The sequence below is a fragment of the Flavobacterium sp. genome (genome assembly GCF_050696275.1).
Lineage (GTDB): Bacteria > Bacteroidota > Bacteroidia > Flavobacteriales > Flavobacteriaceae > Flavobacterium.
The window spans coordinates 44,584-68,507 of sequence record NZ_JBOGUT010000004.1 but is presented as its reverse complement, the minus strand read 5'-3'; the positions used below and the strand labels follow the sequence as shown (position 1 = coordinate 68,507).

General features: G+C 36.5%; 22 protein-coding genes. 14 read left to right on the top strand and 8 right to left on the bottom strand.

Features of this window, described 5'->3' with window-relative positions:
• The first annotated feature begins 53 nt into the window (after positions 1 to 53).
• The 7 genes from ACRDEC_RS03730 (at position 54) to ACRDEC_RS03700 (ending at position 6,684) form a co-directional block, all read left to right on the top strand.
• On the top strand, positions 54 to 2,060 hold the full coding sequence (locus ACRDEC_RS03730; protein WP_431496995.1) for a TonB-dependent receptor plug domain-containing protein: 2,007 nt from the start codon (positions 54 to 56) through the stop codon (positions 2,058 to 2,060).
• Positions 2,061 to 2,098: 38 nt separating this feature from the next.
• A complete protein-coding gene (locus tag ACRDEC_RS03725; RefSeq protein WP_431496994.1) occupies positions 2,099 to 2,440 on the top strand; it encodes a heavy-metal-associated domain-containing protein in 342 nt (113 codons plus the stop codon).
• 94 nt (positions 2,441 to 2,534) lie between these two features.
• Positions 2,535 to 2,831: a hypothetical protein gene (locus ACRDEC_RS03720; protein ID WP_431496993.1), complete on the top strand. Its 297-nt coding sequence runs from the start codon at positions 2,535 to 2,537 to the stop codon at positions 2,829 to 2,831.
• Between the two features lie 63 nt (positions 2,832 to 2,894).
• On the top strand, positions 2,895 to 4,496 hold the full coding sequence (locus ACRDEC_RS03715) for a SulP family inorganic anion transporter (RefSeq protein WP_431496992.1): 1,602 nt from the start codon (positions 2,895 to 2,897) through the stop codon (positions 4,494 to 4,496).
• A gap of 22 nt (positions 4,497 to 4,518) precedes the next feature.
• A complete protein-coding gene (gene can, locus ACRDEC_RS03710) occupies positions 4,519 to 5,154 on the top strand; it encodes a carbonate dehydratase (protein ID WP_431496991.1) in 636 nt (211 codons plus the stop codon).
• An 82-nt stretch (positions 5,155 to 5,236) separates the two neighbouring features.
• A complete protein-coding gene (locus tag ACRDEC_RS03705) occupies positions 5,237 to 5,914 on the top strand; it encodes a DedA family protein (RefSeq protein WP_431496990.1) in 678 nt (225 codons plus the stop codon).
• A gap of 11 nt (positions 5,915 to 5,925) precedes the next feature.
• Positions 5,926 to 6,684 carry a DUF2490 domain-containing protein gene (locus ACRDEC_RS03700; protein WP_431496989.1) on the top strand — a complete coding sequence of 253 codons (759 nt, stop codon included), beginning with the start codon at positions 5,926 to 5,928 and terminating at the stop codon, positions 6,682 to 6,684.
• Between the two features lie 64 nt (positions 6,685 to 6,748).
• On the opposite strand, the gene groL is transcribed toward ACRDEC_RS03700, so the two are convergent.
• The 8 genes from groL to ACRDEC_RS03660 all read right to left on the bottom strand — a co-directional run bounded on the left by groL (position 6,749) and on the right by ACRDEC_RS03660 (position 14,554).
• A complete protein-coding gene (gene groL, locus ACRDEC_RS03695) occupies positions 6,749 to 8,377 on the bottom strand; it encodes a chaperonin GroEL (RefSeq protein WP_431496988.1) in 1,629 nt (542 codons plus the stop codon).
• A 59-nt stretch (positions 8,378 to 8,436) separates the two neighbouring features.
• Positions 8,437 to 8,712: a co-chaperone GroES gene (locus ACRDEC_RS03690; RefSeq protein WP_431496987.1), complete on the bottom strand. Its 276-nt coding sequence runs from the start codon at positions 8,710 to 8,712 to the stop codon at positions 8,437 to 8,439.
• Positions 8,713 to 8,852: 140 nt separating this feature from the next.
• A complete protein-coding gene (gene secG, locus ACRDEC_RS03685; protein WP_431496986.1) occupies positions 8,853 to 9,215 on the bottom strand; it encodes a preprotein translocase subunit SecG in 363 nt (120 codons plus the stop codon).
• 3 nt (positions 9,216 to 9,218) lie between these two features.
• The gene (locus ACRDEC_RS03680; protein ID WP_431496985.1) at positions 9,219 to 10,208 is read right to left on the bottom strand and encodes a tetratricopeptide repeat protein; all 990 of its coding nucleotides are present in this window, start codon (positions 10,206 to 10,208) and stop codon (positions 9,219 to 9,221) included.
• A 73-nt stretch (positions 10,209 to 10,281) separates the two neighbouring features.
• Entirely contained in the window at positions 10,282 to 10,785 is a 504-nt protein-coding gene (gene lptE / locus ACRDEC_RS03675) for an LPS assembly lipoprotein LptE (RefSeq protein ID WP_431496984.1), read from the bottom strand.
• Positions 10,786 to 10,861: 76 nt separating this feature from the next.
• Positions 10,862 to 12,121, bottom strand: a complete 1,260-nt coding sequence (locus tag ACRDEC_RS03670; protein WP_431496983.1) for a sigma-54 interaction domain-containing protein — start codon at positions 12,119 to 12,121, stop codon at positions 10,862 to 10,864.
• 60 nt (positions 12,122 to 12,181) lie between these two features.
• The gene (miaB, locus tag ACRDEC_RS03665) at positions 12,182 to 13,627 is read right to left on the bottom strand and encodes a tRNA (N6-isopentenyl adenosine(37)-C2)-methylthiotransferase MiaB (protein WP_431496982.1); all 1,446 of its coding nucleotides are present in this window, start codon (positions 13,625 to 13,627) and stop codon (positions 12,182 to 12,184) included.
• Between the two features lie 255 nt (positions 13,628 to 13,882).
• The gene (locus ACRDEC_RS03660) at positions 13,883 to 14,554 is read right to left on the bottom strand and encodes a hypothetical protein (RefSeq protein ID WP_431496981.1); all 672 of its coding nucleotides are present in this window, start codon (positions 14,552 to 14,554) and stop codon (positions 13,883 to 13,885) included.
• 220 nt (positions 14,555 to 14,774) lie between these two features.
• Between ACRDEC_RS03660 and ACRDEC_RS03655 the strand changes: the two genes are divergently transcribed.
• From ACRDEC_RS03655 to gldN, 7 genes are all read left to right on the top strand, one after another.
• Entirely contained in the window at positions 14,775 to 15,335 is a 561-nt protein-coding gene (locus tag ACRDEC_RS03655; protein WP_431497061.1) for a hypothetical protein, read from the top strand.
• A 61-nt stretch (positions 15,336 to 15,396) separates the two neighbouring features.
• Positions 15,397 to 17,898: a type I DNA topoisomerase gene (gene topA / locus ACRDEC_RS03650; protein WP_431496980.1), complete on the top strand. Its 2,502-nt coding sequence runs from the start codon at positions 15,397 to 15,399 to the stop codon at positions 17,896 to 17,898.
• Positions 17,899 to 17,901: 3 nt separating this feature from the next.
• Complete coding sequence (locus ACRDEC_RS03645) at positions 17,902 to 19,041, top strand: formimidoylglutamase (protein ID WP_431496979.1); 1,140 nt, start codon at positions 17,902 to 17,904, stop codon at positions 19,039 to 19,041.
• A gap of 147 nt (positions 19,042 to 19,188) precedes the next feature.
• A complete protein-coding gene (gene gldK, locus ACRDEC_RS03640) occupies positions 19,189 to 20,571 on the top strand; it encodes a gliding motility lipoprotein GldK (protein WP_431496978.1) in 1,383 nt (460 codons plus the stop codon).
• A gap of 50 nt (positions 20,572 to 20,621) precedes the next feature.
• Positions 20,622 to 21,266 carry a gliding motility protein GldL gene (gldL, locus tag ACRDEC_RS03635; protein ID WP_431496977.1) on the top strand — a complete coding sequence of 215 codons (645 nt, stop codon included), beginning with the start codon at positions 20,622 to 20,624 and terminating at the stop codon, positions 21,264 to 21,266.
• A gap of 52 nt (positions 21,267 to 21,318) precedes the next feature.
• Positions 21,319 to 22,848 carry a gliding motility protein GldM gene (gene gldM / locus ACRDEC_RS03630; RefSeq protein WP_431496976.1) on the top strand — a complete coding sequence of 510 codons (1,530 nt, stop codon included), beginning with the start codon at positions 21,319 to 21,321 and terminating at the stop codon, positions 22,846 to 22,848.
• Between the two features lie 48 nt (positions 22,849 to 22,896).
• Positions 22,897 to 23,913 (top strand): gliding motility protein GldN, encoded by a 1,017-nt coding sequence (gene gldN, locus ACRDEC_RS03625; RefSeq protein ID WP_431496975.1) that lies wholly within the window; start codon positions 22,897 to 22,899, stop codon positions 23,911 to 23,913.
• Positions 23,914 to 23,924: the final 11 nt, after the last annotated feature.

Genomic DNA, 23,924 nt, shown 5'->3' with positions numbered 1-23,924 from the left:
TTTTTTGTTTAAATCGTCTTAAATCGAATTTTAAACATTAAAATAATTCCACAATGAAAAATACTATTTTGTTTTTTGTTGTTTTATTTTCGTTGCCGGTCTTTTCTCAGGATACTTTGCAGACAGTAAAGGTTGAAGCACAGCGAAAAAAACTTCAAAAATCATTGCTTAAAACCACAAATACAACGGTTTTGACCAGTAAAGAATTACTGAAAGCTGCCTGTTGCAATTTGGCAGAGAGTTTTGAAACCAATCCGTCCATCGATGTGAATTTTTCCGATGCTCTGACAGGAACCAAACAAATTAAAATGTTAGGGCTTACCAGCCCTTATCTGTTAATTACGGAAGAGAATATCCCCAGCGTCCGGGGAGCTTCACAAGCATATGGATTGTCATTTACGCCTGGAACCTGGGTGGAAAGTATCCAGATTACAAAAGGAGCAGGGAGTGTTATCAACGGATATGAAAGCATTTCAGGACAAATAAATACAGAATTAAAAAAACCGGTAAACGATATTCCGTTTTTTCTGAATGTATACGGTTCTACTGATTCCCGCTTTGAAATCAATACACATCTTAATAAAAAAGTTTCGGATAAATGGGCCGCAAGCCTTTTTGTGCATGGAAACGGCCGCTTTTCAAAAAAAGACATGAATGAGGATGGCTTTCTCGATAATCCGTTAGGAAACCAAATTAATGTCATGAACCGATGGCAATATACAGATGCTGAAAAAGGCTGGGTGAGTTTTCTGAATTTCAGATATATGAATGATGAGAAGCAAACCGGTCAGGTTGATTTTCTGCCCAATAGGGATAAATTGACCTCTAATTTCTGGGGCTCTGAAATTAATACCGAACGATTCGATTTTTCTTCAAAGATAGGCTATGTCTGGCCTGAAATTCCGTACCAGAGTATCGGGTTTCAAAATGCATTTACATCCCACAACCAGAATTCGTATTTTGGTTTAAACCAATACAATATTAAACAGCAAAGCTATTACTCGAACTTGATTTTTAATTCGATTATCAGCAATACACTTAATAAATTTGCTGCGGGTTTGAACTTTACTTCCGATGATTATCAGGAGTTTGTCAATGTTTCCAATTATAGCCGAAGAGATAATTCGTTAGGCGCTTTTTTTGAATATACCTATGATAATGCTAATAATTTCAGCATCATTTTAGGCGGAAGATTAGATTATCATAATCGTCTGGGCTTTTTCGCAACACCGCGATTGCATGCACGCTACAATCCGTGGAAGGACGGTGTTTTGCGCTTCTCTGCCGGGAGAGGAAAACGACTGGCGAATATTTTTGCCGAAAATCAGCAGCTTTTCGGAAGTTCACGGAATTTTACTATTCTGGATTCGGGAGGAAAAATTTATGGCTTAGACCCTGAAATTGCATGGAATTATGGGGTTGGTTTTTTGCAGAAATTCCATATTTTTTCTAAAAATGCCGATGTCTCGGTAGATTTCTACAGAACTGATTTTCAAAACCAGATTGTGGTCGATTTGTTCCAAAGCCCACAGCAAGCCAATTTCTATAATTTGAAAGGAGATTCGTTCGCTAATAGCCTTCAGCTTGAATTCAATATGGAAATCATCAAAAACCTGAATATGAGATCTGCGTATAAATATTACGATATTAAAACCGATTATCTTTCAGGTAGTTTTCAAAGGCCTTTGCAGGCAAAACACCGGTTTTTCGGAAATCTGGAATTTGAAACCAATAAAGATGAAAAAGAGCGTCAATGGAAATTCGACTATACTTTAAACTGGATTGGAAAACAGCAATTGCCAAACACGGTATCAAATCCTGCACAAGACAGATTGCCTGAATTTTCACCTTCTTTTGCAGTGATGAATGCCCAGGTTACCAAGATTTTTTCAAGCACCTTCGAAATGTATGTCGGAGCTGAAAATTTTGGAAATTATAAACAGGATAAGGCTATTTTAGGAGCTGACAATCCTTTTGGAACAAATTTTGACAGTGCTATAGTGTATGCGCCAATTTTTGGGCAAATGTATTATGCCGGATTACGATTTAAGATAAAATAGATTAATTTTGATACAAATAGAATAATAATAACAGAACGATGAGAAGTACAATAATTTTAATGTTGCTGATTGCTTTTACGGGCTTTTCAGCTCAAGCACAGCAAGCAAAGAAAAACGCGAAACATACCATTGAGGTAAATGGAAATTGTGAGCAATGCCAAAGACGAATTCAGAAAGCGGCATTGACTGTTTCCGGCGTGAAATCTGCTTCATGGAATGTAGAAACGCATCAGCTTAGTTTGATCCTGAATGAAGAAAAATGCTCTTTGTCAGACGTGGAAAAAGCAATTGCCAAAGCAGGTCACGACACAAAAGAAGTTAAAGCTACAGAGGCTGATTATGAAAATTTGCACAGTTGCTGCAAATACGACAGAAAGTAAAACTGTAAACTCCCTGATTGATTTCGGGGAGTTTTTTTTAATAAATGAATGTTAATGTGTCGTTGAAAGAAAATTTATTTTTTAAATTCGCACCATGAAATTTTTGACCAAAATAGTATTGGCGATTTTTATCTTATTCCAATTTTCATCAATCATAGTTTGTGTGATTAATGAAAGGAGTAAGACTAATTTCACTTATAATATTACGGAGGAAGAGGAACATTCTCATTCCAAGCAAATTAAAGAGGTAAAGTCAGAATTTGTTGTTCACAATAACAAGCTTAATATACTTTTTGATGAAATGCCTTCCAAAAAAGTTCACGACTACTATTTGTTAAAACACTATGTGGCTAATGCTACTATTTTTCTTCCTCCGCCTGAACAGGTTTAAAACATAGAATTCAAGCTATAGACCAAAGTCTGTAGTAAAATATCGTTTTAAATTTTCAAGGTCATGACAAAAAAAATAAATCTTTTTGCCAACCTTAATTCAGATTTTCCAGCTGGATTAGTGGTTTTTTTGGTTGCATTACCCTTGTGTCTGGGCATAGCCCTTGCATCTGGCGCGCCATTGTTTTCTGGAATAATATCAGGAGTTGTAGGAGGTATTGTAGTTGGGTTTTTAAGTAAATCACATTTAAGTGTTTCGGGTCCTGCAGCAGGTTTAACAGCTATTGTTCTTACTGCTATTACAGCTTTTGGGGATTTTAGGGTTTTTTTATTAGCGGCTTTTATTGCCGGAATCATTCAAATTATTTTAGGATTCATAAAAGCGGGAAGTATTTCGAATTATTTTCCAACAAACGTGATTGAAGGTATGCTTGCCGGCATTGGTATCATTATCTTCTTAAAACAGATTCCACATGCTTTTGGTATGGATAAGGATTTCTTAGGCGATTTGTCTTTTATGCAAAATGATGGTAAAAACACATTCACAGAAATTGCATCTATTGTTGGAAATATCAATCTGGGTTCGGTAATTATCACGGCAGTTTCACTGATTATTTTAATTGTATGGAATAAAATCAAATTCCTGAAAAACCTGAAGTTGGTTCCGGCTGCTTTGGTTGCCGTAATTGTTGGAATTATTATCAATGAATTATTTATCAGATCCGGCAGTTCTTTGGCAATTTCAGCGGAACATCTGGTTTCTTTACCAGTTCCGACTACTTTTGAAGAATTCAGAAATATATTAGTAACGCCGGATTTTACAGCTATTGGAAACAAGCAAGTCTGGATAGTGGCGGCTACCATTGCTATTGTAGCTTCTATTGAAACATTGCTTTGCATTGAAGCTGCTGACAGGATGGATGTTCATAAGCGGTATACTGATACCAATGTTGAGTTGAAAGCGCAAGGGGTTGGAAATTTGATAAGTTCTTTATTAGGAGGCTTGCCGATGACTTCGGTTGTAGTCAGAACTTCGGCAAATGCAAATGCAGGAGCTCAATCTAAAATGTCAGCCATTATTCATGGTGTTTTATTGATGACTAGTGCCTTGGCGATTCCTTTCGTGTTGAATAGAATTCCTTTAGCAACATTAGCTGCGATATTATTATTGGTGGGTTATAAATTGGCCAATCCGAAAATAATCAAGCATTTTTACGAAAAAGGGAAGTACCAGTTTATTCCTTTTATATGTACTCTGTTAGCTGTTGTTTTTACAGATTTGTTAAAAGGAGTAGCTTTGGGAATTGTAATAAGTGTTATCTTTATCTTGAAAGGGAATATGCAACGGGCCTATTCGTTCAGGAAAGAAGCGCTTTTGGATGGTGATGTCATTCATATTGACTTAGCGCAAGAAGTGTCTTTCTTAAATAAAGCAGCCATAAAATCGACATTAGCCTCTATTCCGGAAAACTCAAAAGTGGTTATTAATGCCTTTGATACGGTATATATTGCCCATGATGTATTAGATTTGATAAAAGAATTTAAAAAGATACGATCAAAAGAAGAAAATATTAAAGTAAAATTAGTAGGTTTCAAAAAAGCCTATGATTTAGTGAATACCGGAGAAGAAGAAAAACACGTTTTCGTGGAACATAAGACGGTATAATTAATTTAAAAAATAAAAAAAGATGAGTGATTTTTATAAAAAAATATTAGAAAATAACAAACAATGGGTTGAAAGTCAGTTAGCTCTTGACGAAAATTATTTCAAAGATTTATCTCAAGGCCAAAGCCCGCCATTATTATGGATTGGTTGTTCAGACAGCCGTGTTCCTGCTAATGAGATTATAGGAGCAAAACCGGGAGAAGTTTTTGTCCACAGAAATATTGCAAACATGGTAATTCATAGTGATATGAATATGCTGAGTGTTTTGGATTATGCAGTCAATGTTTTGAAAGTAAAGCACGTGATTGTTTGCGGACACTACGGTTGTGGTGGTGTTAAAGCTGCAATGAGCAACGGATCTTTCGGAATTATTGACAACTGGATTCGTCACATTAAAGACGTATATCGTTTGAACAAAAAAGAATTGAACGATATTCATGATGAAGACAAACGTTTTAATAAATTCGTCGAAATCAATGTAAAAGAGCAAGTTTCTGATTTGGCTAAAACATCAATTGTGCAAACCGCTTGGAAAAGCGGACAGGAATTATCTTTACACGGTTGGGTTTATGGTTTGAATTCCGGTTATGTAACAGATCTGGAAGTAAATTATTCTTCAAATCAGGATTTACCTGAAGTATATCAATTGGATATTTAAGATTAATTTAATCAGAATAAATAGGGCGAATGTACTAATTGTAGTACATTCGTTTTTTTAATAAAAAGATTATATTTACAGCATGGAAGACTTCAATTGGCTGCAGTTATTAAATCCGGAATTCTATATTTTATTGGAATTCGGCGGAATCAAGATAGGTTTATTCGTTGTATTGTTTATCATCTTTGCCGAAACAGGTTTGTTGGCCGGGTTTTTCCTGCCAGGTGACAGTCTGCTTTTTTTGGCTGGAATTTATAGCGAGACCTTGATGAGTCAAATTTCATTGGGCAGCGATTTTCTGAACGTCACAGTATTCGCCTTATTAGTTTCCCTTATGGGTATTTTTGGGAATATGGTGGGTTATTGGGTTGGTGCCAAAAGCGGAAATTATCTGTTTAACAAAGAAGACAGCTTTTTGTTTCGGAAGAAGTATTTATACCAGTCAAAGGCTTTTTTTGAAAAATACGGGAACAGAGCTATCGTTTTTGCCCGCTTTCTGCCTATTGTAAGGACTTTCGCTCCAGTTATTGCCGGTATTGTTTCCATGGATAAGAAGAAATTCATGTTTTACAATATTTTAGGTTCGGCATTATGGTCTTTTTCGATGATTTTTGCTGGGCATTATTTTTATGCTTTCTTTCTGGATAAATTCGGGATTGACTTAAAGCATTATATCGAATATATTGTAATTGGAATTGTAGCAGTCACTACGTTGCCTGTGCTGTGGAAAATATTAAAGAAAAGAGTACATATCGAATAATTAAAAATAAGATGAAAAGAACAGCAATTGTCTTTCTTTTTCTTTGTTTTTTACCTGTTATTTCGCATTCACAAACCAAAACCCATAATGAGAACATCTGGTTTCATTATTCGGGTAAAAATCTTTTGACCGAAAAACTTTCCCTGACTTTGGAAGGAACAATGCGTTATACCGAAGGATTTTCTGAAAAGCAGCAATGGTTTATCCGTCCGTCTGTTGATTATCAATTCACGAAATCATTTGCAGGAAGTATCGGGTACAGCCACTATAACACCTATGTCTACGGAAATCCTTCCTTAAATAGGATAGAGACACCTGAGGATCATATATGGCTTCAAGGAACCTATGTGCATCATTCGGGCGCATGGAAGTTTACACACCGTTTGCGTGACGAACTGCGGTATGTAGGTGTTGCTGTCAGGAATCCGTCCGGAGATGATTTTGAGATAGGGCGCTACGATTACCGAAATCGACTGCGGTATATGTTCCTAATTAATTATCCATTGGTTAAAAAGGAAAATGTAACTACTGTCTTTGTGATTTTGGGAGATGAGGTTTTTATGAATGTAGGGAGCAACGCAGGAAAAACGTTTTTAAATCAAAATAGGATTATAGCCGGTGCCGGTTATCAATTTAACAAACAGCATCAGGTTCAATTGGCTTTTATCCATCAGTATATCTGGAATTTTTCCAATACGCTGCAGGAGAGCAACCCAACAATCAGGTTGTCTTATGTTACCAGTTTTGATTTTTCTAAAAAGAAAGAATAAAATAAAAACCCGATTAGTGATGTACTAATCGGGTTTTTTATGAAAATTGTATTCGGAAGAAGGATTACATCATGCCTGGCATTCCTCCGCCCATTGGCATTCCTCCTGCGTTTTCTTCTTTAATTTCGACTAAAGCACATTCCGTTATTAAGATCATTCCTGATACTGAAGCAGCATTTTCAAGGGCTACACGGGTTACTTTCTTAGGATCGATAATTCCGGCTTTTAGCATGTCTACATATTCGTCAGTTTTTGCATTGTATCCGAAATTGTCTTTGCCTTCTGCAACTTTTGCTACAATAACAGAACCTTCAAGGCCTGCGTTTTCAACAATAGTTCTTAATGGAGCTTCAATAGCGCGGGAAACGATGTGGACTCCTGTTGCTTCATCAGCATTGTCCGTTTTAATTTTGTCCAGCGCTTTTTTAGCACGTAGTAAAGCAACTCCACCTCCGGCAACGATTCCTTCTTCAACAGCTGCGCGTGTAGCGTGTAAAGCATCATCAACACGGTCTTTTTTCTCTTTCATTTCTACTTCCGAAGCTGCACCTACATAAAGAACAGCAACACCTCCGGCTAATTTAGCCAAACGCTCCTGTAATTTTTCTTTATCGTACTCTGAAGTAGAGCTTTCCATTTGAGCTTTAATCTGGTTCACACGATTTTTAATCATTTCCGCTTCACCAGCACCGTTTACAATGGTTGTATTGTCTTTGTCGATAGTTACTTTTTCTGAAGTTCCCAGCATTTCCAAAGTGGCATTTTCAAGATTGTATCCGCTTTCTTCAGAAATTACGGTTCCGCCAGTCAAAATAGCAATGTCTTCCAACATAGCTTTTCTTCTGTCTCCAAAACCAGGCGCTTTTACCGCTGCGATTTTTAAGGCACCACGTAATTTGTTAACTACTAGGGTTGAAAGTGCTTCTCCGTCAACATCTTCGGCAATTATCAATAATGGTTTTCCTGATTGTGCTACCGGTTCCAGAATAGGTAATAATTCTTTTAATGAAGATACTTTTTTGTCGTATAATAAAATGTAAGGTCTTTCTAATTCAACTTCCATTTTTTCAGTATTAGTAACGAAGTATGGAGATAAATAACCTCTGTCAAACTGCATTCCTTCTACTACATCAACATAAGTGTCAGTTCCTTTAGCTTCTTCTACGGTGATAACACCTTCTCTGCCTACTTTACCGAAAGCAACAGCAATCAAATCGCCAATTACGTCGTCATTGTTAGCTGATATAGATGCAATCTGCTTGATTTTTTCGGAATCACTTCCTACTACTTTTGCTTGTTTGCCTAAATCTGCTACAATAGCTTCTACCGCTTTGTCGATTCCTCGTTTCAAATCCATTGGATTGGCTCCGGCGGCCACGTTTTTTAAACCTTCTTTTACGATAGCTTGTGCTAAAACGGTAGCTGTTGTTGTTCCGTCTCCAGCTAAATCATTGGTTTTAGAAGCAACTTCTTTTACCATTTGTGCCCCCATATTTTCTAACGGGTCTTTCAATTCTATCTCTTTTGCTACAGTAACACCGTCTTTAGTCACATTTGGTGCGCCAAATGATTTTCCAATAATTACATTACGTCCTTTTGGACCTAGCGTTACTTTTACGGCATTTGCCAATGCATCCACACCACGTTTTAATCCGTCACGTGCTTCTATATCAAATTTTATATCTTTTGCCATTTCTGTGTTTATTTGTAATTCGTTAATTTGAATTTTTTGCTTACTATAGCTTCAAACTGTTATATTATTGCTAAAATATCTTCTTCACGCATAATTAAGTAATCCTTGCCTTCAAATTTTAATTCAGAACCAGCATATTTTCCATAAAGAACGGTATCTCCAACTTTTACAGTAAGAGGTTCGTCTTTTTTGCCGTTTCCTATAGCAACCACTTTTCCTTTTTGCGGTTTTTCTTTTGCTGTATCCGGAATAAAAATCCCTGAAGCCGTTTGTGTTTCTGCCGCAACTGGCTCCACTATAACACGGTCTGCAAGCGGTTTAATGTTTAATGCCATAATTGTATGTATTTATGTTATTATATAATTGATATTTTCTTGTTTTCAGAAATTATGCCAAGTCTTTAAAACTGACATTTTTTCTTATAAAAAATGCCAGCGTTGTCATGCTGGCATCTGGTTTTGAATTTCAAATAAAATTATTTTTTAGCTTCTTCTTTTGCAGGAGCTTCAGTAGCAGCAGGAGCAGTTGCAGGTGCGGCTTGTGGCGCAACAGGGATTGGCGCAGCTGTAGCGCTTTCGTCTATGATTTTAGAGCCTGTGTCGCTTGAAGTTCCTGTAAAACTTAAGCTTGATAATAAGATTAATGCGATTAATGCACCTGCCAAATACCAAGTACTCTTATCTAAAAAGTCTGTCGTTTTCTGTACACCACCCATCATTTGAGAACTTCCGAAAGTTGAAGATAAACCTCCTCCTTTAGGATTTTGAACCATGATAACTACGATTAATAAAAAACAAACTATAGTGATTAACACTAGAAAAATTGTGAATGTGCTCATTGTCTAATTATTATTATTTTGTTGTAACGCTTTAATGTCTGAAATTCGGTCTGCAAAGAAAGTAATTTTTTCTGGATATTTCAAAATTAATATTTCATATGCTTGAATTGCTTTGTTGTATTTTTTTTGTTCCAGATATACTTTGGCCAAAGTCTCCGTCATTAAGTAAGATGTGTCTTCGGTTTTGATAGTGAAACTAGGCGCTGTAGCATCCGATTTTACAGGTGAAATTTTAGGATTTGCTTCTATAAATTTGTCTATTATTTCTAATTTTGAAGCTAAATTAGTATCTTCTTTTTTTTCTTCTTCCTCATTTTCTTCACGGGCAATCGGTTTTGCTTTGGCTAATTGGAGCCATTCCTGAAAAGAATGTGTTTCGGAATTTTCAAATGGAATCGGTTTTCCTATTTCCAGTTTTTCTTCTACACTTTCTGTTTCGAAGGCAATTACTTCCGGAATTATTGCTTCTTCCTCATTCTGTTCTTCCTCGTTTTCAGATGAAATAACCGGATTTTCAGAAATATTTTCAGAAACAAGAGATGTTTCTAAACCAGAGTTGGATTCTTCTTCCTTTTTTTCAATTATTATTTTTTCTCCTTCATGTTGTGCAGCTTCATTTATAGAAGAAATAATTGATTTTTCGAGTGTGTTTTCCAAAATAGGGCTTGCTGTTTCGGAAACTGCATCGTCATCTGCTACCTGAATATTCAGTAGTTGAGCTTCTTTTTCTTCGAATTCTTTTTTCTGAATGCTGTTGAAACCTTTTGAAGTAATAAAATCAAATAAAACAGTTCGGTCAGTCGTGTAACTGGCTGTACTTTTTAATGCCTGATTGTATTTAAAGCTGTCCTGATTGAACAAACCTTTCAAATGCAGGCTTCTGGCACTTTGAAAGTACGGAAAATCATCCAGAATCTTTTCCAGATCACTTACCTGTTTGTCATGTACCGCATCAGGTTTGTTAAGTAAATATGTATATTCGGCAACAGTCATTTAAATTGAATTGTGTAATTTCTATTTTATTCGGTCAGATGATAATCAGTAAATAATCGTACTCAAGATTGTTTTACCACTTGGCTAGAGTTTCACTGAAAATATCCTGAGTAATACGTTCAAAAATAAGGTCAAGCGATTTTTTTAATTGCGCACCGGAAGGTAAGCTGGTGCCTGAAAAATCGTCGTAAAATGAAAAGCGCTTCTCAAAATTTTCTTCAGGTTTGCTTTTATTCGAAAAACGTAAATTTACAGTGACCATCAATCTGCTTTGCGCTGCTGTTAATTCTGCAGTTGCCGTCATTGGGGAAACCCTGTAGTCTACAATTTCACCTTCATAAACCAAATCTCCATTGTTGTTGGTTAAACTCAAATTGGTTTGATTTTGAATTAAATCCTGTAATCGTAAGGTAAAATCACGGTCAATACCCGGTTCTATTAATTCCGAAACATTTTGGAAATAATTAACCTGAAAAGTTTTTGCATCAATTTTTCCCGTTCCGGTAAAGTTGTACACAGAACAGCCGCTAAAGGTGAAAAGAATCGTTAAGGCAAGTATGTATTTTATGTATTTCATTTTACGTTTAAAAATTACTTCGTCAGTTCGTTAGTGCTCGGGTCAAAGATATTGATTCCGTTAACAATTGACAATTTTATAAATCAAATTGCTTGATCTTTCTATATAGTGTTCTTTCTGAAATTCCCAGTTCATCAGCAGCCGCTTTCCGTTTACCTTTGTTACGGTCCAATGCTTTTTTGATAAGTTCTATTTCTTTTTGATCTAATCGGAGGGAGTCTTCCTCTTCTACGGTTTCGGCAAAAAGATAATCTTCGTCATCATCGTCAAAATCATCGTCCGCAGTATTGTTTTGATTCGAAAGAACAGCGGCTCTTGGTTCTTCTTCAAAAGAAATCTCGCTTTCATTTTCTTTGGAACCATAAATTTTCTGAATCAGATTCGGATTAATTTCATGGGCTTTGGAAGCGCCACTTTTCATTAGTTCCAATGTCAGTTTTTTCAAATCATTCAAATCACTTTTCATGTCAAAAAGTACTTTGTACAGGATGTCTCTTTCGGTTGAAAAGTCACTTTCTGTTTTTTTGCCTATAACCGAAGGCAGATTGCTTCCTTCCTGAGGCAAATAAGAAAGCAGGGTATTGGCAGAAATATCTCTATTGGTTTCCAAAACCGAAATTTGTTCTGCAACATTTCGCAACTGACGAATATTTCCGCTCCAACGGAATTTTTGCAATACTTGAACAGCATTGTCATCTAGGCGTAATGGAGGCATTTTATATTTATGTGCAAAATCGGCGGCAAACTTTCGGAATAGTAAATGGATGTCGTCTTTTCTGTCGCGTAATGCAGGCAACGTAATGTCAACGGTGCTCAGACGATAGTACAAATCCTCACGGAATTTCCCTTTTTCGATAGCGTCAAACAAATTTACATTGGTAGCAGCCACAATTCGCACATTCGTTTTCTGAACTTGAGAGGAACCTACTTTTATAAACTCACCGTTTTCTAAAACACGCAGCAAACGTACTTGTGTAGTTAGCGGTAATTCACCTACTTCGTCCAGGAAAATAGTTCCGCCGTCAGCGACTTCAAAATAACCTTCACGTGTTCCTGTTGCTCCGGTAAAAGCGCCTTTTTCATGTCCAAAAAGCTCACTGTCAATGGTTCCTTCCGGAATAGCGCCACAGTTTACAGCAATGTATTTACCGTGTTTTCTGTGCGAAAGCGAATGTATGATTTTTGGAATGCTTTCTTTTCCAACACCGCTTTCTCCGGCTACCAATACCGAAATATCCGTAGGGGCTACCTGGATTGCTTTTTCTATGGCACGATTCAGCTTCGGATCATTTCCGATAATCTCAAATCGTTGTTTTATAGCTTGAACTGATTCCATTTATTTGTTTTTTTCCACTGATTAGTAATTTTAAATCGGTGTTCCTGTGGCTTATATTTTTTAACTCATTTCGCTCAAACCAACAGCCTTTCCTTTCAATGTTCCGGAAGTACAGCTTTCAATTTCAACCAAAACAAAATCACCAATTTTATAATTCTCTTTTGGGAAAACAACTGTAATACTTTGTGAATTTCTTCCTGAAAATTCTTCAGCCGATTTTTTTGAAACTTTTTCAACCAAAACTTCTACCGTTTGTCCAATGAATTCCTCACTGCGGTACCAAGCGTGTTTTTGTTGTAAATCGACAATTTCCTGTAATCTTCTGGCTTTGGTTTCTTCTGTTACATCGTCTTCCATTTTTCTTCCAGCCAAAGTTCCAGGACGTTCCGAATACGAATACATATAACCGAAATTATATTTTACATATTCCATTAAACTTAAAGTGTCCTGATGATCTTCTTCCGTTTCCGTTGGAAAACCGGCAATCATGTCTTGTGATATTGACGCATTTGGGATGATAGCTCTAATTTTGTCAATCAAAGTCATGTATTCTTCACGTGTGTGCAAGCGGTTCATTTCTTTTAGAATGCGGTTGCTTCCTGATTGTACCGGCAAATGAATATGTTTGCAGATATTTGGGTGTTTCGCAATGACGTGCAATACACTTTCATGCATGTCTTGAGGATTTGAAGTTGAGAAACGGATCCTCATTTTAGGAAAGCCTACTGCAACCATTTCCAATAATTGATCAAAATCGACAGCCGTTGCTTTTTGCATTTCAGAAGCGTTGGTAAAATCTTTTTTCAATCCGCCACCGTACCAAAGGTAACTGTCTACATTTTGACCTAAAAGTGTAATTTCTTTAAATCCTTTGTCCCATAAATCCTGAATTTCACTCATGATACTTTGTGGTTCACGACTGCGTTCGCGTCCGCGGGTAAAAGGCACTACACAAAACGTACACATGTTGTCACAGCCTCGGGTAATCGAAACCAATGCTGTAATTCCGTTGCTCATTAATCGTACCGGTGAAATATCTCCGTAAGTTTCATCTTTCGACAAAATGACATTAATAGCATCGCGGCCTTCTTCTACTTCGGCTAATAAATTCGGTAAATCTTTATAGGCATCGGGACCTACAACCAGGTCTACTATTTTTTCTTCTTCAAGGAACTGACTTTTCAAACGTTCAGCCATACAGCCTAAAACGCCCACTTTCATTCCGGGATTAATACGTTTTACCGCATTGTATTTCTCCAGACGCTTGCGTACTGTTTGTTCGGCTTTGTCCCGAATGGAGCAGGTATTGACAAGAACCAAATCTGCTTCTTCCAGTTTTTGGGTAGTATTATACCCTTGATTGGTCAAAATGGAAGCTACAATTTCGCTGTCAGAAAAATTCATTGCACAGCCGTAGCTTTCAATAAAAAGCTTCTTGGTATTTCCTTCTTTTTGTTCCAAAACAAGGCTGGTACCTTGCTTTTCTTCTTCAATAATCTTTTCCATAAGTCAAATTCTCTCGCAAATATAGTGCAAAACAAAAAATCTGACAAGATGGCAGTTGGGATTTAACAAATTATTGTATGGGATAGGAGAGAAACTGATTTTTCTTATTGATTAGCAAGTTATATAAGTTCTTTATTTGTAATAGCAGCTTGTGATTTTAACCGATGAATTTATAAATCGGTCGAAAAAAAAGCATAAAAAAGACCCCTGACTGCACTTTACGAACAGCAGGGGTCTACCTGAACAAGTCTAAAATCAGGCTGTTTTTTCTTTCTCCGGCTGTCTAGCCGAACGCATTCTGCTCACCGCCCTTCGAATACTATATTCGTCTTTCTTAACTGTATCTTCAAAAATCAGCCTTCCCGCATTCACCACTTTCGAGATATAACCATACAAGGCATTGTATTGTGTAATGTTCGATTCGGTCAGTGTTTTTCGGTTGTTCATAAAAACGTTTTGGGCTGCGTTTTTCTCTGACAGGCTAATTTTATGTTCGTTAAGAGTGCTAACAAACGTCGGGATCATACCTTCTGCAACAAGTGCGGCCAAATTTGCGCTGACAAATTGTTTCAGACTTTCAAGTTTCAAAACCGCCCCTTCAATATTGCTTTTTACCAAATCATTTTTCAGCGAAATAATAATTTCAATGTCAAGACCTGCATTATTTATATAACTCTTCAAAAAATTTAGCTCTTTGTTCAATTCGGCGGCTTCCGTATACAAACTTGCCGTGGTGTTTTTTTGCTCTTCTGTCAAAACCAGTCCGCTTTCTAAAATCTTAACTTCTTCCAGCTTGGCTGTAAAATCGGCTAGGAATGCTGCATTCAGTTTTGGATAACGAACCATAATAATCTCCTGGTCCCTGACAAAACTTTCTCTCACGAAGTCTCCCAAACTCGTGTACTCTTCTTTTCTAATTCTGCTCATAATAAAATAATTTAAGTTTTTAAGTTGTGTTTCTGTATGTGTTTAGCTACAAAATCACTCAAATGTAGAAAGGGTATTTCTAAATAACAATATAATTCTTACAAAAAATAATGAGCTATTGTTAGATTTTTATCCGAAAAGGACTAAACGCCTGATAGTCAGTAACAACCGTTCTGTATTGGTTTTTTCTGCCAAATAATTTAAAATGAATCTTTGAAATATTGGTACTGCTGATACTATAGTTGGTACCCGTGATTTTGTATGTGGTACTTTTGATACTTTAGCTGGCGCCAGTCGTTTTGTAACTGGTACCAATGACTTTGTAGCTGGTACTTTTTATACTTTAGCTGGTACTAGTCAATTTGTAACTGGTACCAATGATTTTATAGCTGGTACTTTTAATAAAGCTATTGGTACTTTTGATAAAGTAGCTGGTACTAATGATTTTATAAGTGGTACTTTTCATATTTTAGCTGGTACTAATCATTTTGTAGCTGGTACGAATGATTTTATAAGTGGTACTTTTAATAAAATAGCTGGTACTAATCATTTTGTATATGGTACCAAAGATTTTGTGATTGGTACTTTTTATACTTTAATAGGTACCAATAATTTCAAAACCGATACAAGCTATTTTTATACCTATATATATTGGTGTAAATCATTTTTTGATTTCCAAACGACTGCTTTCCTATTCCGAAGAAGGAGCGCCTCTCAAACTTCACTTATTTTGCTTTTGAACGGAAAAAACAAGCAATTCAAGGGTAAAATGCACTTTTAAAATTCACAAAAACATTATATTTAAAAAAATCCCATACTTTTGCGGTTCAAACAAAGAGTAAATGGCAAAGAATTTAGTGATAGTTGAGTCGCCTGCCAAGGCAAAAACAATTGAGAAATTTCTGGGGGACGACTACCAGGTAGAATCAAGTTATGGGCACATTGCTGACTTGCCTTCTAAAGAAATAGGGGTAGACGTCGCCAATGGGTTCAAGCCCAAATATGAAGTATCTCCGGATAAGAAAGCATTGGTAACCAAATTAAAAGGGTTGTCTAAATCAGCAGAAATGGTTTGGTTAGCTTCCGATGAGGACCGTGAGGGAGAAGCAATCTCCTGGCACTTAGCAGAAGAACTGAAACTGGATCCGAAGAAAACAAAAAGAATTGTTTTTCACGAGATTACCAAGAATGCAATCCTTAAGGCCATTGATAATCCACGTGAAATAGATTATAACCTGGTCAATGCGCAACAGGCTCGTCGTGTTTTAGACAGATTGGTTGGTTACGAATTGTCTCCGGTTTTATGGCGTAAGATCAAAGGCGGATTGTCTGCCGGTCGTGTACAATCTGTTTCCGTAAGGTTGATTGTAGAACGCGAACGTGAAATCCAAAACTTCAAAGCCGTAGCATCTTATTCTGTTGTGGCAGAATTTACAAACGAAGCAGGAAAAGCATTCAAAGCGAAACTGCCAAAGAACTTCAATACAAAAAAAGAAGCCGAAGAGTTCCTGAATCAGAACATTGGTTCTATATATAAGGTAGCGGATTTAGAAACGAAACCTACTAAAAAATCACCTACAGCACCTTTTACTACGTCAACCCTGCAACAGGAAGCGGCACGTAAATTGTATTTGCCGGTAGGAATTACGATGCAGCTGGCACAACGCTTGTACGAGGCCGGACTTATTACCTACATGAGAACGGATAGCGTTAATCTTTCCTCTGAAGCTATGGAAGCTGCCAAAGCCGAGATTATTGCATCCTATGGAAAGGAATTTTCTAAGCCTAGAACATTTGCTAATAAAAGCAAAGGAGCTCAGGAGGCGCACGAAGCGATCCGACCTACAGATATGACAAGACACACTGTTAATATCGACAGAGATCAAGCACGTTTGTACGACCTGATCTGGAAAAGAACGCTGGCTTCTCAAATGAGTGACGCTGAATTGGAAAGAACCAATGTAAAAATCGAAGCCAATAATCATAAAGAACTTTTTACCGCTTCTGGTGAAGTAATCAAATTCGAAGGGTTTCTTAAAGTATACCTCGAAGGGCATGATGATGATGAGGAAGAACAAGAAGGCATGTTGCCGGCGATGAAAGTGAATGAAAAGCTGACTAACAATTATATCACTGCTACGGAAAGATATACCCGTGCAGCAGCAAGATACACCGAAGCCTCTTTGGTTAAGAAACTGGAAGAGCTGGGTATCGGACGTCCGTCAACCTATGCGCCGACAATTTCTACGATTATCAACAGAAATTATGTTGAGAAAGGAAATCTGGAAGGTCAGGAACGTAATTACACGCAATTGACATTGCAATCAGGAAAAGTAGGAGAGAAACTGCTGAAGGAAAATACAGGTTCAGATAAAGGCAAATTAGTGCCAACAGATATCGGTACTATTGTAACAGACTTCCTGGTTAAAAACTTCGATACTATTTTGGATTATAATTTCACTGCCAAAGTAGAACAGGATTTTGACGAAATCGCAGAAGGAAATATCGAATGGGCAAAAATGATGCAGGACTTCTACAATCATTTCCATCCGACAGTTAAAAATGTAGAAGAAAATGCCGAAAGAGAAAGCGGAGAGCGAATCTTAGGTAAAGATCCTAAAACAGGAAAACAGGTCAGTGTGCGTTTGGGTAAATTCGGGCCTATGGCTCAAATTGGTGATGCAGATGACGAGAACAAACAATTCGCCAGCCTTCGTACAGAACAGAATATTGGTAACATTACTTTGGAAGAGGCATTGAACTTATTTCTTCTGCCAAAAAACCTAGGTGAATATAAAGGAGAAGAAGTTGAGGTCAGTAACGGACGTTTTGGTCCTTATGTACGTCACGGAAGTGCTTTTATTTCGTTGCCTAAAGGAGAAGAGCCTCTGGATGTTACAATGGAAAGAGCACAGGAGCTAATTGATGACAAAGCCAAAGCAGATGCGCCTATAGCTACTTATAAAAATGAACCGGTACAAAAAGGTGTGGGTCGTTTCGGTCCTTTCATCAAATGGAACGGTTTGTTTATCAACGTAAGTAAAAAATATAATTTTGATAATCTATCACAATCTGATGTGGAAGAACTTATTGAAGATAAACTGCAAAAGAATATCGATAAGGTAATTCATAATTGGGAAGCCGAAGGTATTCTGGTAGAAAAAGCCCGTTGGGGTCGTTCGGTAATTACGAAAGGGAAAATAAAAATAGAGCTGAGCAAAGATGTCGATGCGGCAGCGATGACATTAGATCAGGTAAAAGAACTGATAGAGAAGAAAACACCGGCTAAGAAGACAGCAGTCAAGAAAGCAGCCGCTAAAAAACCCGCAGCAAAAAAGAAGTAACCTATGGCATTTGATTTTCTTCAGCCATTAGAGGCAGATTTTTTAGAATTTATCCAAGGAATGTCTTCTCAGACTTTAGGGAAAAAAGTAGTGTTTCACACCGATACTGATTTTCCTAATCTGGAAAACGTTTCCATTGCAATTATTGGCGTATTGGAAAATAGAGGGCTGTCTGATAATAGTGTCGATTTACTGCATGTCAGAAAAGAATTTTATAGTTTATTTCCCGGGAACTGGCAAACGCAAATCATTGATTTAGGAAACATCGAAGCGGGAAACAGATTAGAAGATACATATTATGTATTGAAAACGGCAGTTGCTGAATTGATTAAAAATAATATCGTTCCGATTGTTCTGGGCGGTTCTCAGGATTTGACGTATGCGATGTACCGTGCTTTTGATTCTTTGGAACAAATGGTCAATGTGGTTTCTATTGACAGCAAATTTGATTTTGCAAAAGAAGCTGGTTTGCCGGCGCATTCTTATTTGTCGAAAATGATCGTAGATGAGCCTAACAATCTGTTTAATTATAGTAATATTGGTTATCAGACGTATTTTAATTCTCAGGAAGAGATTGATTTGATCGAAAAGTTATATTTTGATGCCTACCGTTTGGGGGAAGTTTGCAACAATCCTACTATTGCTGAACCCGTGTTTCGCGACGCTGATTTGGTAAGTTTGGATTTAAATGCAGTAAAATCTTCGGATTCAGGGAATTTTGCTACTTTTGTGCCTAATGGTTTTTCCGGCAAAGAAATTTGTGCTTTGTCAAGATATGCCGGAATAAGCGATAAAGTAGCCTCTTTTGGAGTTTTCAATCATAATGATTCAGGACAAGAATCGGTTTTGATAGCTCAAATCATTTGGTATTTTATAGAAGGGTTTCATTACAGGTCTAATGAATATCCGTTTGGGACAAGAGAAAAATATATAAAATATATTGTGGCTCTGGAGGACGATCTTATTTTTTATAAGAGTAATATGACAGAAAGATGGTGGATTGAAATTCCATTTATTTCAAACAGCAATAATAAATTAAAGAAATCAACGTTATTGCCATGTATGCATGAAGATTATTTGGCAGCCTGCAATGGAGAAGTTCCTGAAAGATGGTGGAAAGCACAACGGAAAAATCTTATTTAAAAATAAAAAAGAGTAGTATAATTAACGCGTAATAAATCTAAATAGAATTTTTTTAAGGTTTTTTTAATAAAAAAATTGTTTTTTAGAAAATAAATAAATAGGTTTACGCCCTTAAAACTTACGAATACATACATAACCCAAATTTATATGAAGAAGTTCATTTTATTAACAGTATTGGTTTCATTTTTATACAGCTGCGGTTCGAAAGATAACGGACAGCTTGTAGGTGTCAAAGGAAAAGCTTGGCATCCAGAGAAGCCTTATGGTATGACTTTAGTACCTGGAGGTGCTTTTATTATGGGTAAATCAGATGATGATTTAGCCAATGTACAAGATGCGCCAACAAAAACAGTAACAGTTCGTTCATTTTACATGGATGAAACAGAGATTACTAATAGTGAGTACAGACAGTATGTAAACTGGGTGAGAGACTCTATTGTTAGAATGCGTTTGGCTATTTCAGCTGACGAATTAGGAGAGAAAAGCGATCCTAAATCTTCAAAAAAAGGAGGAAGTATAGCTGATTATGCTTTTGTTGACGCAGATACAACAAATATGAGCGTATATGACAAATATATGTATGATAACTATTATAGTGTAGGTAGTGGGGATGATCCTTACGCAGGAAGAAAGCTTAACAAAAAAGTTGAGTTGAAATGGAATACAAGCCAGTATCCAGATGCTTACTATACTGAAGTTATGGATTCTATGTACATTCCTGCTGAAGAAGCTTACAATGGTTTAAGAACTATTGATGTGGAAAAATTGAAATTCCGTTATTCATGGATGGATATTCAAGCTGCTGCAAAAGCTAAAGTTGGAAAGCGTAAAGAATTTATTCGTAAAGAAGAAGTGAAAATCTATCCTGATACTACAGTTTGGATTAAAGATTTTGCTTACTCATACAATGAGCCAATGCATAATGATTATTTCTGGCACCAAGCTTATGGAGATTATCCTGTAGTTGGAGTTAGCTGGAAGCAAGCTAAAGCATTCTGTGCTTGGAGAACATTATATCACAATGCTGAAAGAAAAAGACGTCACCAAGACTTCGTAAGTACATACAGACTTCCAACTGAAGCTGAATGGGAGTATGCTGCTCGTGGTGGTTTAGAGTCTGGAACATACCCATGGGGTGGACCTTATGCTAAAAATGACAGAGGATGTTATTTAGCGAACTTCAAACCGGTTCGTGGTGACTATGCTGCAGATCAGGCTTTATATACAGTTGAAGCTCAATCTTATGAACCAAACGATTATAACTTGTATAACATGGCAGGTAACGTTTCAGAGTGGACAGATTCTTCATATGATCCTACAGCATATGAATTCGTGTCAACAATGAACCCAAATGTATCTGATAACAGTAATATGAGAAAAGTTATTCGCGGTGGTTCTTGGAAAGATGTTTCTTACTTCTTACAAGTTGGAACTCGTGATTTCGAATATGCAGATTCGGCAAGAAGTTATATCGGTTTCCGTACAATCCAGGATTATATGGGTACAAACGTGACTGGAAACGCAAAATAATTAACTAACCAAACTTTATTTTATATTTAACTTAACTAAAATTATTTATTATGGCAATTTTAAGCAAAAAAGCAATGAATTTCGCTTACGGTATGGGAGCATCAGTGGTTATCCTTGGAGCATTATTTAAAATCGCTCACTTTGAATTCGGTTTCTTAACTGGAACTGTAATGTTGACGATTGGATTGGTAACAGAGGCATTAATTTTTGCTTTATCTGCTTTCGAACCTGTTGAAAAAGATCTTGACTGGTCTCTAGTTTACCCAGAATTAGCTGGTGGTGAAGCTAATAAAAAAACTAAAAAAGAAGACGCAACTGACGCACAAGGATTACTTTCTCAAAAATTAGACGCTATGTTGAAAGAAGCGAAAATTGATGGAGAATTAATGTCTAGCTTAGGAAATAGTATTAAAAACTTTGAAGGTGCTGCAAAAAGCATTTCTCCAACAGTAGATGCTATTGCTTCTCAAAAGAAATATTCTGAAGAAATGTCTATGGCAGCTGCTCAAATGGAGTCATTGAACAGCTTATATAAAGTACAATTAGAAAGCGCTTCTCGTAACGCACAAGCTAACAGCGAAATTGCTGAAAATGCATCTAAATTAAAAGAACAAATGCAGTCTATGACTTCTAACATTGCTTCATTGAACAATGTTTATGGTGGTATGCTTTCTGCAATGAGTAACAAAGGATAATTAGTTTTTTAACTATAAATTTTATTTAATAACAAAAAACTAATTAGAAAAAATGGCAGGAGGAAAATTAACCCCTAGACAGAAGATGATTAACCTGATGTATCTGGTTTTCATCGCGATGTTGGCAATGAACATGTCGAAAGAAGTTTTGTCAGCTTTCGGATTGATGAATGAAAAATTCGAAGGTGCGAACAGTGCTTCTACAACAAATAATGCCGGTATGTTGGCAGCTTTAGATGCTAAGGCGTCAGAAGCAAAAGGTGAATTTATCGGAGCAGCAGCTACAGCTCATAAAGTTGAAACAGCTACTAAAAAATTCTATGACTTTGTTGGAACTTTAAAAGCTGAAGTTTTAAAAGGAGTTGAAAAAGAGGAAAATGGTAAATTGCCTTACGAAGCAATGGATAAAGCCGATAATTTAGATAACAGCTGGTTTACTGGTGAAGGTTATTCTAAAAGAGGTACTGAAGTTATTGCTGCTATTGAAGCTTATAAAGCTGATATGAAAGCTGCTTTGGGAGACAAAAAATACTCTCCAATCCTTGCAGAGATCACTAAGAAATTTGATTTAGCTGACGTAGCTAATAAAGAAGGATTAAAAGACAAGTATTTAAGTTACCATTTCAAAGGATTTCCTGCGATTGCTTCTCTTGCTAAGTTAACAGCTTGGCAAAATGATGCTAAGAAAGCAGAATCTGATGTGATCAGTGCAGCTTTAGGAAAAGCGGCTGTTCAAACTGCTTCTTACAGTAACTATCAAGCAATTGTAGTTTTAGAAAAGAATGCTTATTTCCAAGGAGAAAATGTTAAAGGTAAAGTTGTATTAGGTCGTTATGATGAATCTACTGTACCAACTTCATTCCAAGGTCCTGGAAAATTAGAAAACGGTCAAGCAGTAATCTCATTAACTGCTGGTGCTGTTGGAGAGCAAAAAATCAACGGTCAATTTAGTTTCTTAGAAGATGGAAAAAACATTCCTCTTAAATTCGAAGGAAGCTATGTTGTTGTACCTAGACCAAATTCTGCTACAATTTCTGCTGATAAAATGAATGTAGTTTACCGTGGTGTACCTAACCCTATGTCAATCTCTTTTGCTGGTGTTGGTGACAATAATGTAAACGCTAATGCTACCGGTATGTCTAAGGTTGGAAACGGTAAATACGTTTTAAAACCAGGCGCTGGTACATCAGTTATGATTAATGTTTCTGCAAAATTACCTGATGGTAAAGTTGTTAGCGACAAAAAAGAATTCCGTATCAAAGGCTTACCTGCTCCAACTGGAAAAATCCGTGGTGAAGTAGCTGCTAAAGGCCCGAAATCAAACTTAGAGAATTGTACAATCACTGCAGTAATGGAAGATTTCGATTTCCCTGTAACTGTTAATGTAACTCAATTTAACATCAAAGTTCCTGGTCAACCTACAATTGTATGTTCAGGTAGCAAAATGGATTCAAGAGCTAGAGCTGCTATTTCTAAAGCAGGAAGAGGTGATGTTGTAGTTATCTCTGAAATTAAAGCTTCTTTCTCTGGAATCGATCAGGTTGCTAAGAGAGTTTCTACTTGTACTTTCGAAGTACAATAAAAAAATATGAATTTCGTTTAATTATTTAAACGCTAGAATTATAAAATTATGAATTGGAGAAATTTATTATTAGTTTTCGTTACTATTTTTGCAGGAAGCACAGCTTCTAATGCACAGTCTAATTTGTTGAACGCTAAAGTACCAGCTGAAATTGGTCTTAAATCGGCAGCGCAACAATTGAAAGATAACGACAAGCCATTGGAATACGGTTATATTGATGATCGTGATGTTCTAATGTCTAAAAAAACATGGGAAATTGTCGATCTTGATGAAAGAATCAACTTCCCTTTGTATTACCCAATTGATACTGCCGGTGTTGGTAACGACCGTCGTTCATTATATGATGTGTTGGTAAAAGGTATCAAATCTGGTAAAATTACTGAAGTGTATGGTGATAGCTATTTCAGAGAAAAGAAAACGCTAAAAGACATCAATGCTTCTTTGACTAAAACAGATACAAGTGATGCAGGTAGAGAGCAAATGAATGAAGATCCAGATGCCTTCAGAACAAGAATCGTTCAGACACCAGAGTATACTATGGTCAAGAAAGGTAAAAAAATGGTTAAGCAAAAAACTGGTAAAATGAAAACTGATACCATTGCAGCTACCAGAAAAATTTCTGATGAGTTCGTAGTGAAAACTGATTTAGCTTCTATTGATGTATCAGATTACAAAATAGTAGGTTTGTGGTATTTTGACAAACGCCAGTCGGATTTACGTTACAGAATTTTAGGTATTTGCCCTGTTATTCCAGACGTTTATACGATGGGTAAATCAGAAGAAGAAAAAGATTATATTGAATTATTCTGGGTATTCTATCCAGGGGCACGTGAATTGTTACACGAATGGAAAGCATTCAACGATAAAAATTCATCAATGCCAATCTCTTTTGATCATTTGTTAAACTCACGTCGTTTCAATGCACTTACTTATAAAGAAGAAAACGTTTATAACGATAGAGAAATTGTTGAGTATATGAAAGATAACTCATTAATGCAATTGATCGAATCTGAAAGAGTAAAAGATAAAGTTCGTAATTTCGAGCAAGATATGTGGAATTACTAATATCAAATTTC

Excerpts from the sequence above, each read along its gene's own strand:
- ACRDEC_RS03730 (WP_431496995.1), top strand. The coding sequence starts at position 54 with ATGAAAAATACTATTTTGTTTTTTGTTGTTTTATTTTCGTTGCCGGTC.
- ACRDEC_RS03725 (WP_431496994.1), top strand. The coding sequence starts at position 2,099 with ATGAGAAGTACAATAATTTTAATGTTGCTGATTGCTTTTACGGGCTTT.
- ACRDEC_RS03720 (WP_431496993.1), top strand. The coding sequence starts at position 2,535 with ATGAAATTTTTGACCAAAATAGTATTGGCGATTTTTATCTTATTCCAA.
- ACRDEC_RS03715 (WP_431496992.1), top strand. The coding sequence starts at position 2,895 with ATGACAAAAAAAATAAATCTTTTTGCCAACCTTAATTCAGATTTTCCA.
- can (WP_431496991.1), top strand. The coding sequence starts at position 4,519 with ATGAGTGATTTTTATAAAAAAATATTAGAAAATAACAAACAATGGGTT.
- ACRDEC_RS03705 (WP_431496990.1), top strand. The coding sequence starts at position 5,237 with ATGGAAGACTTCAATTGGCTGCAGTTATTAAATCCGGAATTCTATATT.
- ACRDEC_RS03700 (WP_431496989.1), top strand. The coding sequence starts at position 5,926 with ATGAAAAGAACAGCAATTGTCTTTCTTTTTCTTTGTTTTTTACCTGTT.
- groL (WP_431496988.1), bottom strand. The coding sequence starts at position 8,377 with ATGGCAAAAGATATAAAATTTGATATAGAAGCACGTGACGGATTAAAA.
- ACRDEC_RS03690 (WP_431496987.1), bottom strand. The coding sequence starts at position 8,712 with ATGGCATTAAACATTAAACCGCTTGCAGACCGTGTTATAGTGGAGCCA.
- secG (WP_431496986.1), bottom strand. The coding sequence starts at position 9,215 with ATGAGCACATTCACAATTTTTCTAGTGTTAATCACTATAGTTTGTTTT.
- ACRDEC_RS03680 (WP_431496985.1), bottom strand. The coding sequence starts at position 10,208 with ATGACTGTTGCCGAATATACATATTTACTTAACAAACCTGATGCGGTA.
- lptE (WP_431496984.1), bottom strand. The coding sequence starts at position 10,785 with ATGAAATACATAAAATACATACTTGCCTTAACGATTCTTTTCACCTTT.
- ACRDEC_RS03670 (WP_431496983.1), bottom strand. The coding sequence starts at position 12,121 with ATGGAATCAGTTCAAGCTATAAAACAACGATTTGAGATTATCGGAAAT.
- miaB (WP_431496982.1), bottom strand. The coding sequence starts at position 13,627 with ATGGAAAAGATTATTGAAGAAGAAAAGCAAGGTACCAGCCTTGTTTTG.
- ACRDEC_RS03660 (WP_431496981.1), bottom strand. The coding sequence starts at position 14,554 with ATGAGCAGAATTAGAAAAGAAGAGTACACGAGTTTGGGAGACTTCGTG.
- topA (WP_431496980.1), top strand. The coding sequence starts at position 15,397 with ATGGCAAAGAATTTAGTGATAGTTGAGTCGCCTGCCAAGGCAAAAACA.
- ACRDEC_RS03645 (WP_431496979.1), top strand. The coding sequence starts at position 17,902 with ATGGCATTTGATTTTCTTCAGCCATTAGAGGCAGATTTTTTAGAATTT.
- gldK (WP_431496978.1), top strand. The coding sequence starts at position 19,189 with ATGAAGAAGTTCATTTTATTAACAGTATTGGTTTCATTTTTATACAGC.
- gldL (WP_431496977.1), top strand. The coding sequence starts at position 20,622 with ATGGCAATTTTAAGCAAAAAAGCAATGAATTTCGCTTACGGTATGGGA.
- gldM (WP_431496976.1), top strand. The coding sequence starts at position 21,319 with ATGGCAGGAGGAAAATTAACCCCTAGACAGAAGATGATTAACCTGATG.
- gldN (WP_431496975.1), top strand. The coding sequence starts at position 22,897 with ATGAATTGGAGAAATTTATTATTAGTTTTCGTTACTATTTTTGCAGGA.